Here is a 13,415-nt window from a genome sequence, read left to right as displayed (position 1 = left end):
AAGCCGCCTTACGCTGCAGCGCCGGTGATGCGCGCCAGCAAGCCTTGTGGATCCGCGGGCGCGACCTGCCCGCGCCAGGCGATGTGCTGGTCGGGCCGCGCCAGCACCAGCTTCTCGGCATAGGTGCCGTTCGCCTCATCGGGCGCGATGTCGACCAGCGCGAGCGGGATGCCGCGCTCCCTTGCGGCGGATTGCAGCCGCGCCACATCGATCGCCGGGTCGAACCGCAACAATGTGTAGCCGGCTCCGAATGCATCGTAGAGCGATCGTCCGTCGCGCAGGAACAGATGCGGCGCGCGGGCGCCCGGCACAGTGGAGGGCGTGAAGCTGCCCATCGCGTAAGCCGGCGGCGTTTCGCCGTCATAGGCAATGATCGGCGAGGCATCGTAGTAGTAGCCGAAATTGAGACCCGCGCAGCAATATTGCTGCACGTTGAGATCGTAAGCCGCCCTGGCCAGCGTTGCGCGCGCCGCCTGGCCGCGCGGCGTGTCGTCCTCGATCTCCGCGGACACGCCGCCGCGCTGCGCCATCATCTTCATCGCGTGGTCCATCGCGAAGCGCGACACCTGCTCGGTGATGGGCTGACGCTCCGCTTCATATGCGTCGAGGATCGAAGCCGGCGCCCACCCGTTCAGATGCGCCGCCAATTGCCAGCAGAGATCGACAGCGTCGGCAATGCCCGCATTCATGCCGTAGCCGGCATAGGGCATCCACAGATGCGCGGCGTCGCCACAGATGAAGACCCTGCGGTCGCGGAAGCGATCGGCCACGAGGCGACGCCCGACCCAATCCTCCTTGCTGAGGACGCGGTATTCGAAGCGCTCGTCGACGCCGAGGATGGCGCGGATCGCCCAGTCGCGATCGACCGAATCGAACTCGGGCTCGTCGAGCTTCAGATGATTGTGGATCAGCCAGCGGTCGTGGCCGTCGATCGCAACCGTCGTGCCCGAGCGTCGCGGGTTGAGCGAGAGCACCATCCAGGCCGGCTTGTGCGCGCCCATCAGCTCCTTGAGCTGCGGGGCTTCGATGAAGGTCGATTGCACGCGCTGGATCACCGGCGTGCCGGAGAGGCTCGCGCCGATCGATTTGCGAACCAGGGAACGGCTGCCGTCACAGCCGATCACGAAGGACGCTTCGATGCGAAGCGAGCTCCCGCTGTCGAGGTCGCGCGCCAGTGCGACCACATGGTCGTCGCCCTGTTCGATGTCAGTGATTTCCGTGCGCGCCAGAATGGTGATGCGCGCTTGAGCGGCCGCATGGCTGAACAGGATCGGCTCGAGGTAGACTTGGTTGATCCGGTGCGGCGGCTCGGGCGTCGGCCACCAGGTGTCGGGACCGCCGGTTGCGCTGTAACGGCGCGCGCGGGAGGGAATGTCGATGCGGCACAGCTCGATGCCGGTCGCCGTGGTCCGATAGGAGCAATCGTTCGGGAAGTCCGCCGGCAGGCCTGCGTCGCGCAGCTTTGCGGCGACGCCGAGCCGGCGGAAGACTTCCATCGAGCGCGCCGAGACGTGATTGCATTTGACGCTGGGCGGATCGCCGGCATGGCGGATCTCCGCGACGACGACGTCGATCCCGCGCGAGGCCAGATCCATCGCCGCGGTCAGTCCCACGGGCCCGGCGCCCACGACCAGCACCTGTGTCCTCATGCTCGCCTCCGCTCCCCTTGCCGTACGGCGGATTCTCCGACCGCGCGGCATGCATTTTATTGCAGACTCGCTTATGAGATAAGCCAGAAAGAACTCATCAATTCATGAGCCCTGCCTATGAATGTCACCTTGCGCCAATTGCGGGCCTTCACCGGCGTCTATCGCACCCGCAGCATCACGCGGGCCGCGCGCGAGCTCGGGATCACGCAGTCGGCGGCGAGCCTGTTGATCCAGCAGCTCGAATCCCAGCTCGGCGTCAAACTGTTCGATCGCTCCACGCGTTCGGTGCAGCCGACCTTGGCAGCCGACGAGGCGTTTCATTCCGCCGAACGGATGCTGGGCGATGCGCTGGGCCTGTCACGACGCATGCGCGACCTCGCGCAGGCGCGCGCCGGCCGCGTCGCGTTTCTGGCATCGGCCGGCGCCGCCTCGGCGCTGCTGCCCCTGGTGCTGGCGAAATTCCGTGCGGCCCATCCCGACATCGAGATCGACATGCGGGATGTCGCCGCCGACGATCTCGTTCCGCGCCTGATCGCAACCGACGCGGAGTTCGCCATCGGCAGCGTGGAAGGTGAATTCGCGGAGATGACGATCGAGACGCTGACCCGCGGGCGCCTGAGCGCGATTGGCCGGAGCACAGCCGACTTCGCCGCGCGGCGCGCGCTGACATGGGACGAACTGGCACAGCTCCCGACGATCGCGATGCGGCGCGAGACGCGGATCCGCATGCAGATCGATCAGGCGCTCGGCGCGCAGGGCAAGCACCTCAATCCAACCTATGAGGTGACGCTGATCAACACCGCGCTCGCCATGACCGCGCAGGGCCTCGGCCTCGCCATTCTCCCCGCGACGATGCTGCCGGCCGATCAGTTCCCGACGCTGATCGCAAGACCTCTGATCCGCCCGGCCATCACCCGGCCGGTGTCGCTGCTGCAGCGTCAGGGCCGGACGCTGTCGCCGGCCGCGCAGGCGTTCGTGGCGATGGCGCGGACGGTGCTGGCGGGTCCGTAATCAATGTAACCCCTGCTCGGGCTACTCCGCCAGATTGTGCTGCTGCCAGCGCAGCAGATAGGCCTGCAATCGCCAGATCAGCGCGGACAGCGCAACGCCGACCAGCATCAGCACGATGACGGCGACCATCATGCCCGAGGCCTCCGCGCGCGCTTCGGACTCGATGATCAGGCGTCCGATTCCGCGTTCCGCGCCGATGAACTCGCCGACGATCACGCCGATCAGGGCGAAGGAGATCGCAGGCGTCAGCGAGGCGAAGACCCAGGCCATGGTCGATGGGATGACCACCGTGCGGGTGATCTGCCACTCGCTGGCGCCGAGCAGCCGCGCCGCGTTGACAAAGCCCTCGTCGATCGAGCGCGCCCCCTCGAACGTGTTGAAGAAGACGAGGAAGACGACCACGATCCACGACGTCACGACCTTCGAGGTATCGCCGATGCCGAAGGCCAGCACGATGATCGGGGCCAGCGCGATGCGCGGGATCGAATTCACCGCGGTGATGAAAGGCTGGAAAATGGCGCTCAGTCGGTCCGAGCGGCCCAGCACGAGGCCCGCGGCGAAGCCGCTGCTGACGCCGGTCGCGAAGCCGAAGAAGGTGTTCTTCAGGGTGACGGCGGTCGCGATCCAGAGATTGTTCTCGGATCGCGCCATGCAGCGGGCGAATTCGCCATTGAACCAGCCGTTGAACACGCCGAGCTTGGACTTGAGACAGCTCAGGATCAGGAAATGCTCGAAGATGTCCGAGGGTTTTGACACGAAGTAGGGGTCGAGCAGATCAGGCACCAGCCAGGGAAGCCGGCCGTGCAGATCGTAACCCCATTGCCAGATCGACAGGAAGCAGGCGCAGATCGCCATTTGCCAGGCCAGGGTCCTGCCGGCGTTGCGCGCGCGTCTCATGGCTTGCGGCCCTTGATGAACTCTTCGCCGAGCGAGTGCCAGATCAGCTGGAACAGCTCGGCATAACGCGGCGTCTCCCGGATCTTCACCGCATTGCGTGGGCGGGCAAAATCCACATCGAAACTCTCCTTGATCCGGCCGGGCCGCGCGGAGAACAGAATGATGCGGTCTGCCAGCGTCAGGGCTTCGCCGAGATCATGGGTCACGAACAGCACGGTCTGCTGCTCGCGTTCCCAGATGCGAAGCAGCACGTCGTGCATGTCGATCTTGGTGTGGGTGTCGAGCGCGCCGAACGGCTCGTCCATCAGCAGGACCTGCGGCTCAACGACCAGCGTTCGCATCAAGGCGGCGCGCTGGCGCATGCCGCCCGACAATGCAGAAGGGTAGGCGTTGCCAAAGCCCTCCAGCCCGGCCTGCACCAGGCAGGCACGGACACGCTCCTTTCGCTCCGCCACCGGGACGCCCGCCAGCTCCAGGCCGTAGCCGATGTTGTCGGCGACTGTCCGCCAGGGAAACAGCGTATCGCGCTGGAACACGTAGCCGACGTCAGACGTCGCCCGTCCGGGGACAACAGGCGTTCCGTCGATCAGAATCTGACCGCTGGTCGGCTTGACCAGTGTCGCTATCATGTTGAGGACGGTGCTCTTGCCGGAGCCGGATGGCCCCAGCAGGGCGACGAATTCGCCGCGCCGGACATTGAAGGAGACGTCGCGCACCGCCTCGATGGCGGCGCCCGCCAGCTGGAAAGTCTTGCACAATCCGCGCACGTCGATGCGCCGCATCTCAGGCGGCGCGTCGGCGTGCGGCGCATGTAAGGCCTGCACGCTCAAGCCGGATAGGCCTTGCGTGCCGCTTCGATGAAGCTGGTGGTGACGACGTCGGCCATGGCGAGCGGCTTGATCCCGGTCATTTCACGGAACCAGACCTTCTGCCCGCGTGCAAAACTCTCCGCATCGATGACGCATTCGTAGTCGGTGACCTTCTTCATGATCCCAATGTCGAAAACATTCGCATCGCGCGACGTGCTCCCGACATAAGGCTCGATCGCATCGTAGATCTCTTCGGGGGAGTGCCCCTTGATCCACTGGGTCGCGCGCCACAGCGCCGTGACGAACGCCTGCATCTTCTGCGGGTCCTTGTCGATGGTCGACTGCAAGGTGAAATGAGACGTCACCGGGACCTTGCCGCCGATATACTTGGCCCAGACCGCCTCGTCGGTTCCGTCGAACAACAGCGCGCCCCAGCCCTGCTCGATCGAATCCTTCAGGATCGACGGCGAGTTGATGAGGACATCGACCTGTTTCGTTTTCAACGTCCCCATCATGGTGTCGACATTGCCGGTGCCGATCCAGGTCACCTTGTCGTCGAGCCCCATGGTTTCCAGGTAATAGGAGGCCCAGACGTGGTTGGTGCCACCAAGCGACGATACCGCAACGATCGGCTTGCGTCCGTCAGGCCGCTTCCACTTCGCCAGCGCCTCCAGCGTGGTGATGCCCTGATCGAACAGATCCTTGCGGATGATGAAGATCGCGGCGTTGCTGCGGGTATCGACCGGCATCAGCACGCGCGCGCCGCGGCCGTGATTGCTGAGCTGCATCGGGTGGGTGATGTCGCCGATGCCGATATCTCCCTGGGACGAAGCAATGATCTCACGGGTCTTCACGCCGCTGCCGCCCTGGATCAGCTTGCAGTCGAGGCCGGCCTCCCTGAAGAACCCGGCACGGTCGGCGACGAATTGGGACTGATACACCGGAATGGCCACCGGGTAGATCACGCGGCCCGACGGGGTATCCGCCCACGCCCGCCCCGCCGTCATGGAGACACCAGCGCCGGCGACAATCGTCAGCGCCGACCGTCTTGTGACCCGAGTTCTCATCACGCGTGCTCCCTCTCCTTGCCGGCCACCTTGTCGAGCGCGTTCAGCACCGCATCGCCCATCTCCTGGGTCGAAAGTCTTTTTGCGCCGGGTTCGGCGATATCGGCCGTTCTTGCGCCGGCGGCCAGGGCCGTATCCACGGCCTTCTCCAGCAGCGCGGCATCATCAGGCCGATGGAGGGTAATGCGCAACATCATTGCGACGCTGAGGATCGAGCCAAGTGGATTGGCGATGCCCTTGCCCGCAATGTCAGGCGCGCTGCCGTGAACCGGCTCATAGAGCGCCTTGCGACGTCCGAGCCGGTCCGGCGGCCCGAGCGAGACCGACGGCAGCATGCCGAGCGAGCCCGACGCCATCGCCGCGCAATCGGAGAGAATGTCTCCGAAGATATTGCAGGTCACCATGACGTCGAATTGCGAGGGTGCCCGCACGATCTGCATCGCGGCGTTGTCGACATAGAGATGCGTCAGCTCGACATCGGAAAACTCCGCTTCATGCAGCGCGGTGACCTCCTCGCGCCACAGCACACTGGTCTCAAGCACATTGGCCTTGTCGACGGAGCAGACCCGGCCCTTGCGCATCCGTGCCAGCTCGAACGCGGTTCGCGCCACCCGGCGGATCTGGCTGGTGGTGTATTGCTGGGTGTTGAAGCCGCGGCGCTGGCCATCGGGCAGCGTTTCGATGCCGCGCGGCTCGCCGAAATAGATGCCGCTGGTGAGCTCGCGGATGATGATGAAGTCGACGTCCTTCAGCACCGCGGCCTTGAGCGGCGCGGAGTCCGCCAGCGCCGGATTGGCGACGATGGGCCGGAGATTGGCATAGAGGTCGTATTTGCTGCGCAGCGACAAGAGGCTTCCCGCCTTGCGCGCGGCCGGTGGGACCTCCGTCGTCTCCGGGCCACCGGTCGCGCCCCAGAGGATCGCGTCGGCCTCCTCCATCGCCTCGACGGTGTCATCCGGCAGCACCTTGCCTGTCGCGAGATACGGGATCAGACCGTATTGCGCTTCGCGCAGAATCACCGGAGCGCCGCGCCGGTCCGAGAACCATTTGAGAATGCGATGGGACTGATCGGTCACTTCCGGACCGATGCCTTCACCACCGACCACGGCCACCTTGATCGTGTTCGAGAGCGTGTTCATGCCTGATGTCCTGCAAAGTGAATCCACGGCCGCGCAGTGCGGTCGGATGCCTGGAATCCGCGGATCTCTTGGTCGCGCCGCAAGGTCAGCGAAATTTCGTCGAGGCCTTCGAGCAGGCCCGCACGTCTGCGCGGATCGATCTCGAAGACGTGCCTTAACCCCGATGGCGAGGTGACCGTCTGCTCCTGCAGATCGACCGTGAGGCGTCCCGCGCCCTGGCTCGCTTCGATGTCGGCGGCGAGGCTGTCGATGATGGCCTTGTCCAGCACCACCGGCAGGATGCCGTTCTGGAAACAGTTGGCGAAGAAAATGTCGCCGAAGCCGGATCCGATGATGGCGCGGATACCCATCTCCTGCAGCGACCACACCGCCGCCTCGCGCGATGAGCCGCAGCCGAAATTCGGACCCGTGACCAAAATTTCCGCCGCGCGATACGGCTCGCGATTGAGGATGAACTCCGGATTGTCCGAGCCATCAGGCAGATAGCGGAGCGAGCCGAACGCCCATTTGCCGAGACTGCCGCGGACGGAATTTCCGATCATGCGATTGATGCTGATGATGACGTCCGTATCGACATTGGTGCGCATGATCGGCGCGGCAATCGCGGTCAACTTGGTAAAGGGATCCGCCATCTAGCGCTCCATGGTTCGGACATCGGCGATGGCGCCGGAGACCGCCGCCGCCGCGGCCATGGCCGGGCTCGCCAGGTGGGTGCGGGCACGCGGCCCTTGCCGGCCGATGAAATTCCGGTTCGACGTCGAGACCGAGCGCTGGCCGGGCGGCACGGTTTCGCCGTTCGCGGCGAGGCACATCGAGCATCCGGGCTCGCGCCATTCGAAGCCCGCGTCGATGAAGATCTTGTCGAGCCCTTCGACCACCGCATCGCGCTTGACGGTCTCCGAACCCGGCACGACCCAGGCGCGCACGCCGGGCGCGACCTTGCGGCCGCGCGCGACCTCGGCCGCGGCGCGCAGATCGCTGAGACGGCTGTTGGTGCAGGAGCCGATGAAGACCCAATCCACCGGCGTGCCGGCGATCGGCGCGCCCGGCGTCAGGCCCATATAGTCGAGCGCGATCTCGATCGCGCCGCGGCGCACCGGATCGGCAATGTCCCGGGGATCCGGGATGCGGCCATCGACACCGAGGACATGTTCGGGACTGGTGCCCCAGGTGATCTGCGGGATGATGGTTGCGACATCGATCGACACCTCGCGATCGAACATTGCGTCGCTGTCGCTCCGAAGCGTCCGCCACGCCGTGACGGCCCGCTCCCACATCTCACCTTGCGGCGCGTAGGGACGTCCCCGGACATAATCGAACGTCGTCTGGTCCGGCGCGATCAGCCCCATCTTGGCACCGAGTTCGACCGACAGATTGCAGATGGTGAGCCGCCCTTCGATCGGCATGTCCCTGATCGCGCTGCCGGCATATTCGACCGCATAGCCGGTGCCGCCGGCGGCGCCGACATGGCCGATCAAAGCGAGGATGAGATCTTTCGCCGTGACACCGAACGGCATGCGGCCGTCGAACGTCACGCGCATGGTTTTCGGCCGGCGCTGGATGATAGTCTGGGTCGCCAGCACATGCGTGAGCTCGCTGGAGCCGATGCCGAAGGCAAGCGCGCCGAGCCCGCCATGGGTGCAGGTGTGGCTGTCGCCGCAGACGATCAGGCAGCCGGGCAGGCTGAGACCGAGCTCCGGCCCGATGACATGGACGATGCCCTGCCCCGGCTGGTCGATGTCGAACAGCCGGATGCCGCTGGCGGATGTCTCGGTCCGCAACGCCGCCAGCAGCTCCTGCCCGGTCGTGATCGTGCCGGCGCGCCCGGACGCCGTGGAAATCGCATGATCGGGCGTGGCAAAAGTCAGCTCGGGATTGTGGACCGGGAGGTTGCGGCTCTTGAGGTCGATCAGGCCGCGGGAGCCGCCGAGATCGTGCAGCAGATGACGATCCACATGAAGCAGATCGGTGTCATCGCTGACATGGGCGATGACATGCTGGTCCCAGATTTTGGCCAGCAGCGTGCGACCACGCGTGTCCACGATCCGTCCTCCCCTGATCGGCATCTGATGTGCCGTAGTGCCGCCGATCATGCCGACCGAGGGCAATCCTGGGAAGCAGGATAGAAGCGCGTCCCGCAAATGTGCAGTGACGGTTTGGCAGGGTGCCATCGCGGCCGCGCGATGGCAGGCGATGGCAGGCGTTGACACGGGCGATGTCAGCCCCTGCTGCGGACGACCGTCAGCCGGTCGGAGACGCTGCTCGTGGTGAGACCCGTATCATCCTGGGTCCGCAAATGGTCCACCAGCAGCTTCGTCACCGGCGGCAACGATTTGTAGTCGCGCACGCCCATGACCAGCTCGCGTCGCGCCCAGGACTCATCGAGCGCGACGGTGACGAGGCTGTCGACACCGTAGCGGCCGCGAACGATCTCGAGCGGCACGACCCCGACCCCCATCCTGGCATCGATGACGCGGAACAGCGCATCGAAGCTGCTGACGCGGATGCGCACCTTCAGGTGCTGCCCGAGAGCGGCCGCCGCCCTGATACACAGCGTCTCGATCGAGCTGCCCTTCTCCAGGCTGACGAAGTCGAAATCGACCAGCTCGCGGAAGCGAACGCTGCTGCGACCGGCCAGCGGATGGTCGCGCGTGACCAGCGCGACCAGGCTGTCGCTGCGATAGGACAGCAGCTCCAGATCCTGTGCGTCGATGTTGCCGCCGAAAATGCCGATGTCGGCCCGGTTCTCCATCACCGCGCGCACGATCGCGGGGCTTAGATCCTCCTCGATGTCGATATGCACCAGCGGATGCCGCTCCAGGAACAGGCTGAGCTCGTCGGCGAGAGCTTCGAGGATCGCGGACTTGTTGGCGCAGACCCGGATCAGCCCGCGCTTGCCCTGCCGGTATCCGGTCAATTCGGTCTCGAGCCGGCTCAGGTTTCCAAGGACGATGCGGGCATGCTCGAGCAAGGCAAAGCCGGCCGGCGTCGGCTCGATCCCCTTCGAATGGCGATGCAGCAGCTCGACCTGGAAACGGTCCTCGATATCCGAGATGCGCCGGCTGACCGCGGACGCGGCGATGTTCTTCTTCTCCGCCGCCTTCGCGATGCTCTGCTCCTCAACGATCGCCACGAAGAGCTGCAGCGTCAGCAGATCGATTTTGGCCGTCATCCGTCGGGTCCTCGGGGCGGGCTGTCATGACGGACATTGTGGAGAAGCTTGCCGCCCCGCCGCAAGTGCGGTGTCGGATTGCGGTCCCCTGGAGGCGACACCAGAAGCTGCTGCGATCTTGAGGATTCAGTGCTTGAGGCGAGGCTTTGTGGCCGATTGATATGGCGGAGAGGGAGGGATTCGAACCCCCGATAGGCTTGCACCTATGCCGCATTTCGAGTGCGGTGCATTCAACCACTCTGCCACCTCTCCTGAAGGCGCCAAGTAAGGAGCAGGGCCCCTGTGGTTGGGGGCGTTAATAGGCGAGGATGGCGGGCCAGACAAGGCGCGAAAGGGGAAAATCCGCTGCCTCTTTCAACCCCCATCCTTCGCCCGGGAGGAACCGCGATGGAGCATCTGACGATCAAGGCCAATGGCGCCAATTTCCACCTGGTTCGCGCTGGAAAGGGCAAACCGCTGCTTTTGCTGCATGGTTGGCCGGAATTCTGGCTGACCTGGGAGCCGGTGATGGTCCGGCTGGCCGATCGCTTCATGCTGATCGCGCCCGACCTGCGCGGCTTTGGCGACAGCGACAAGCCTGACGGGCCTTACGGGCCGGACGGCCATGCCGCCGACATGCTTGCGCTGATGGAGGGGCTCGGCATCGAGCGATTCGCCGTGGTCGGCCACGATGTCGGCGGCGCCGTGATGCAGCCCCTGGCGCGGCAGGCACCGGGGCGGCTCGCCGGTCTCTTCTTCTTCGATTTCGTCTATCCCGGCATCGGACCGCGCATGGCGGCGCCCGACCGGCTCAACCACATCTGGTACCAGTCCTTCCACCAGATGGAGATCGCCGTGCGGCTCGTCGGCGCGAGCCGCGAGAGCTGCCGGCTCTATATCAGTCACTTCCTGAAGGGCTGGGCGCATCGAAAAGACGCCTTCGACGACGTCCTCGACGCCTTCGTCGACAATTTCTCTAGGGTGGGCAACCTTGCCGGCGGCTTTGCGCATTATCGCGCCTCGCATGCCGGACGCGTCGCGATGATGAAGGGCGAAGCTCCACAGCTTCCGCCGATCGACGTGCCGACCTGCGTCCGCTGGGCCGAGCACGATCCGCTGTTTCCCTATGCGTGGACCGACCGGCTCGGCGAGACGTTCAGCGCGCTCGATCTCGCGATGTTTCCCGGCGCCGGCCACTTCCCGCATCGGGAAAATCCCGACCACGCGGCCGCGGAGATCGCGGCGTTCTTTCAGCGCGTCGGCTGGAGTTGAGTCCGAGGAAGGGGTGGGACCGCCAGACGCGGTAAACACTGGCGGTCCCGTGCCGCTCATTGCAATACTGACCGGGAAGGGCGGCTTCGCCGGCCAGGTGAGGCGACGATTCGACCGTAGCGGGTGCCCCATGCACCGCAACGCAATCCGTCCCTTAACCTAACCAGTCAAGGTTACTCCTTGTCAGACTTGGCCTTTTTCTTCCCATTCTCGGTAGAATCACGGTCTTTCCCATTGTCCTTGCGGCGGTTGGTGAAGCGCGCATTGCCGAGGCCCGTGCCGATGGTGAGCACGCCCCAGCGCTCGACATCCTGCATGAACGGAACCTCCGAGAGGCCCTGAACCACGCCGTCATTGTGCATCAGGATCGCGGTGTCGTGCTCGCCGATCTCGGGAATGCCCTCGATCAGGCTCGCCGGCAGGTTGAACTTGCTGCTCTCCCAATTGCCCGGCAGGTTCTGCGCGCCCTTCTCGATCGAGCCGTCGGCGTCGATCACACCGGGACAGGCGATGCCGATGAAGGGCGCGAGCTTGAAGCCTTCGGTCTCGGCCTCGGCGATCAGCCCCTTCAGCATCTTGGTGAGCCGCTTCACCGCGCCTTCGCGCGTCGGCTCGTCGTCGGCATGACGCCATAGCTCGGATTTCACGACCTTGGCCTTCGACAGGTCTTTTGCCTTTTTCCAGCTCGTTTCCACCAGGCCACAGCGGATATTCGTACCGCCGATATCGACGGCGAGGATGCTGTCATGAGCCTCGAAGATCCATGACGGCGCCAGATGCAGCGCACCTATCAGGCCGGCTTCATCAGGATGATGGCGGATCGGCTGCATGTCGATCTTGAAGTCCTCGGATTTCAGGATGATCTCGGTGCGCGCGATCGCAAGCTCGCCGAGCCTGGAATCACGAAATCCGCCGCCGACCATGATGCGCTCGGTCTTGGCCCAGGCCTTGGTCTTGAGGAAGCGGCGCGTGACATAGGCGAGCTGCTGGGCGAAATCCTCGATCGCGCTGTGGACCAGCGCCGAGGCCTCGGTGTCGTCGCCGATCAGGATCGCATCCAGCGTCTTCTTGCTGATCTGGTCCGAGGGCTCCTTGCCGAACGGGTCCTCGCCGGTCTTGCGCAGCGGCTTGCGCCAGCGGTCGAGGATCTCGCGGAACGCGCCCTTGCTGGCGCGGTCGCCGAGAAAACCGTCCTCGTCCTTGATCTCGATGTTGAAACTGTCGACGTCCACCGACGGCAGGCGGCTCGCGCCGTGCTGCGCAATGCCCGTCGTTGCGACCAGTTCGTCCGTTGCCATGGGACCCTTGCCCGCTTGCGAAATCTGGGGGACAACGGCGCGGGAACCCGTTGGTTGCAACGCCGGGGGAGAATCGGCGGATGGGCGGGCGGCCAAATCCTTCAAATCCGGGCCTTTTTCAGCGGTTTTCCTTGACTTGCGGCGTCCGGCGGCTATAAGTCCCACACCCGGCGCGGGGCGTTTCTCGCGCCGCTTGTTTTTGCGTGGGTTTTCAAAGGGATAACTCCCGCCCGCACAAAACTCGCATAAACCCATAGCGACTGACAAAAAGCCGGCCCCGACAGACTGTCGCGAGGCCGGGATTGAACACGAAGGAAAACAACGATGTTCGCAGTCATCAAAACCGGCGGCCGGCAGTACCGCGTCGCTCCGGATGATGTCCTGGAAGTAGGCAAGATCGAAGGCGAAGTCGGCTCGATCGTGCAGCTGAATGAAGTTCTGGTGGTCGGCGGCGACACGCCGATCCTGGGTCTGCCCACGGTGGCCGGCGCGTCCGTTGCGGTCGAGGTGCTCGACCACAAGCGCGGCCCCAAGGTCATCGCGTTCAAGAAGCGCCGCCGCAAGAATTCGCGCCGCAAGCGCGGCTACCGCGACGAGATCACGGTGCTGCGCGTCAGCGAGATCCTGACGGACAACGCCAAGCCCACCAAGGGGCCGCGTCCGAAGAAGGAGAAGGTCGCCAAGGAAGCGACCAAGGAAGACGCCGCCGCATAAATTGATCACGCCAATTCACGAATTGATGCGTGAGAAATTATGAAATGATTCCGTCAAGGAATTGATCTAGAACTACTCAGGATTTCGGAGACGAGCCATGGCTCACAAAAAAGCAGGCGGTTCATCGCGCAACGGTCGCGATTCAAAGGGCAAGCGCCTCGGCATCAAGGCGTTCGGCGGGGAAGTTGTGATTCCCGGCAACATCATTGCGCGTCAGCGCGGCACCACCTGGCATCCCGGCCTTAATGTCGGCATGGGCACGGACCACACTTTGTTCGCCAAGATCGAGGGTCGCGTCACGTTCCAAGCCAAAGCCAACGGCCGCACATTCGTATCGGTACTCCCGATCGCAGAGGCGGCTGAATAGACGGTGGATCAAATTTGGAGTCCGCCGGGTCCTGACCAAAC

General features: G+C 64.7%; 13 protein-coding genes and 1 tRNA gene. 4 read left to right on the top strand and 10 right to left on the bottom strand.

Annotated elements, in window-relative coordinates:
• Positions 1–8 precede the first annotated feature (8 nt).
• Positions 9–1,649: an FAD-dependent oxidoreductase gene (locus ACVWW6_RS08385; protein WP_456680504.1), complete on the bottom strand. Its 1,641-nt coding sequence runs from the start codon at positions 1,647–1,649 to the stop codon at positions 9–11.
• Between the two features lie 117 nt (positions 1,650–1,766).
• Here ACVWW6_RS08385 and ACVWW6_RS08380 point away from each other — a divergent pair, with 117 nt between their 5' ends.
• Positions 1,767–2,660: a LysR family transcriptional regulator gene (locus ACVWW6_RS08380; RefSeq protein WP_456680503.1), complete on the top strand. Its 894-nt coding sequence runs from the start codon at positions 1,767–1,769 to the stop codon at positions 2,658–2,660.
• Between the two features lie 21 nt (positions 2,661–2,681).
• On the opposite strand, the gene ACVWW6_RS08375 is transcribed toward ACVWW6_RS08380, so the two are convergent.
• The 8 genes from ACVWW6_RS08375 to ACVWW6_RS08340 form a co-directional block, all read right to left on the bottom strand.
• Positions 2,682–3,557 (bottom strand): ABC transporter permease, encoded by an 876-nt coding sequence (locus ACVWW6_RS08375; RefSeq protein ID WP_060909755.1) that lies wholly within the window; start codon positions 3,555–3,557, stop codon positions 2,682–2,684.
• Positions 3,554–4,339, bottom strand: a complete 786-nt coding sequence (locus ACVWW6_RS08370; protein WP_456683135.1) for an ABC transporter ATP-binding protein — start codon at positions 4,337–4,339, stop codon at positions 3,554–3,556. Before ACVWW6_RS08370 ends, ACVWW6_RS08375 begins: the two co-directional genes overlap by 4 nt.
• A 44-nt stretch (positions 4,340–4,383) precedes the next feature.
• Positions 4,384–5,433 (bottom strand): ABC transporter substrate-binding protein, encoded by a 1,050-nt coding sequence (locus ACVWW6_RS08365; RefSeq protein ID WP_456680502.1) that lies wholly within the window; start codon positions 5,431–5,433, stop codon positions 4,384–4,386.
• On the bottom strand, positions 5,433–6,572 hold the full coding sequence (gene leuB / locus ACVWW6_RS08360; protein ID WP_456680501.1) for a 3-isopropylmalate dehydrogenase: 1,140 nt from the start codon (positions 6,570–6,572) through the stop codon (positions 5,433–5,435). Before leuB ends, ACVWW6_RS08365 begins: the two co-directional genes overlap by 1 nt.
• Positions 6,569–7,204, bottom strand: coding sequence for a 3-isopropylmalate dehydratase small subunit (gene leuD / locus ACVWW6_RS08355; protein ID WP_456680500.1), 636 nt, complete (start codon positions 7,202–7,204; stop codon positions 6,569–6,571). Before leuD ends, leuB begins: the two co-directional genes overlap by 4 nt.
• The gene (leuC, locus tag ACVWW6_RS08350; protein WP_456683134.1) at positions 7,205–8,638 is read right to left on the bottom strand and encodes a 3-isopropylmalate dehydratase large subunit; all 1,434 of its coding nucleotides are present in this window, start codon (positions 8,636–8,638) and stop codon (positions 7,205–7,207) included.
• 152 nt (positions 8,639–8,790) lie between these two features.
• Complete coding sequence (locus tag ACVWW6_RS08345; RefSeq protein WP_456680499.1) at positions 8,791–9,744, bottom strand: LysR family transcriptional regulator; 954 nt, start codon at positions 9,742–9,744, stop codon at positions 8,791–8,793.
• Between the two features lie 162 nt (positions 9,745–9,906).
• Positions 9,907–9,996: transfer RNA gene (locus tag ACVWW6_RS08340), tRNA-Ser, on the bottom strand.
• Between the two features lie 135 nt (positions 9,997–10,131).
• Here ACVWW6_RS08340 and ACVWW6_RS08335 point away from each other — a divergent pair.
• A complete protein-coding gene (locus tag ACVWW6_RS08335) occupies positions 10,132–10,995 on the top strand; it encodes an alpha/beta fold hydrolase (RefSeq protein ID WP_456680498.1) in 864 nt (287 codons plus the stop codon).
• Between the two features lie 173 nt (positions 10,996–11,168).
• Here ACVWW6_RS08335 and ACVWW6_RS08330 read toward each other — a convergent pair whose 3' ends face one another.
• A complete protein-coding gene (locus ACVWW6_RS08330) occupies positions 11,169–12,293 on the bottom strand; it encodes an ROK family protein (RefSeq protein WP_011083251.1) in 1,125 nt (374 codons plus the stop codon).
• Positions 12,294–12,617: 324 nt separating this feature from the next.
• Here ACVWW6_RS08330 and rplU point away from each other — a divergent pair, with 324 nt between their 5' ends.
• A complete protein-coding gene (gene rplU / locus ACVWW6_RS08325; protein WP_011083252.1) occupies positions 12,618–13,007 on the top strand; it encodes a 50S ribosomal protein L21 in 390 nt (129 codons plus the stop codon).
• A gap of 97 nt (positions 13,008–13,104) precedes the next feature.
• Complete coding sequence (gene rpmA, locus ACVWW6_RS08320; RefSeq protein WP_011083253.1) at positions 13,105–13,374, top strand: 50S ribosomal protein L27; 270 nt, start codon at positions 13,105–13,107, stop codon at positions 13,372–13,374.
• Positions 13,375–13,415 lie beyond the last annotated feature (41 nt).

It is taken from the genome of Bradyrhizobium sp. USDA 3311 (genome assembly GCF_054062495.1).
Note: the sequence above shows the minus strand (reverse complement) of the source record. Positions and strands in the feature narration are given on the sequence as shown.

What these genes read in the sequence shown, in the direction of transcription:
- ACVWW6_RS08385 (WP_456680504.1), bottom strand. Translation starts at nt 1,649, where the DNA reads ATGAGGACACAGGTGCTGGTCGTGGGCGCCGGGCCCGTGGGACTGACC.
- ACVWW6_RS08380 (WP_456680503.1), top strand. Translation starts at nt 1,767, where the DNA reads ATGAATGTCACCTTGCGCCAATTGCGGGCCTTCACCGGCGTCTATCGC.
- ACVWW6_RS08375 (WP_060909755.1), bottom strand. Translation starts at nt 3,557, where the DNA reads ATGAGACGCGCGCGCAACGCCGGCAGGACCCTGGCCTGGCAAATGGCG.
- ACVWW6_RS08370 (WP_456683135.1), bottom strand. Translation starts at nt 4,339, where the DNA reads ATGCGGCGCATCGACGTGCGCGGATTGTGCAAGACTTTCCAGCTGGCG.
- ACVWW6_RS08365 (WP_456680502.1), bottom strand. Translation starts at nt 5,433, where the DNA reads ATGAGAACTCGGGTCACAAGACGGTCGGCGCTGACGATTGTCGCCGGC.
- leuB (WP_456680501.1), bottom strand. Translation starts at nt 6,572, where the DNA reads ATGAACACGCTCTCGAACACGATCAAGGTGGCCGTGGTCGGTGGTGAA.
- leuD (WP_456680500.1), bottom strand. Translation starts at nt 7,204, where the DNA reads ATGGCGGATCCCTTTACCAAGTTGACCGCGATTGCCGCGCCGATCATG.
- leuC (WP_456683134.1), bottom strand. Translation starts at nt 8,638, where the DNA reads ATGCCGATCAGGGGAGGACGGATCGTGGACACGCGTGGTCGCACGCTG.
- ACVWW6_RS08345 (WP_456680499.1), bottom strand. Translation starts at nt 9,744, where the DNA reads ATGACGGCCAAAATCGATCTGCTGACGCTGCAGCTCTTCGTGGCGATC.
- ACVWW6_RS08335 (WP_456680498.1), top strand. Translation starts at nt 10,132, where the DNA reads ATGGAGCATCTGACGATCAAGGCCAATGGCGCCAATTTCCACCTGGTT.
- ACVWW6_RS08330 (WP_011083251.1), bottom strand. Translation starts at nt 12,293, where the DNA reads ATGGCAACGGACGAACTGGTCGCAACGACGGGCATTGCGCAGCACGGC.
- rplU (WP_011083252.1), top strand. Translation starts at nt 12,618, where the DNA reads ATGTTCGCAGTCATCAAAACCGGCGGCCGGCAGTACCGCGTCGCTCCG.
- rpmA (WP_011083253.1), top strand. Translation starts at nt 13,105, where the DNA reads ATGGCTCACAAAAAAGCAGGCGGTTCATCGCGCAACGGTCGCGATTCA.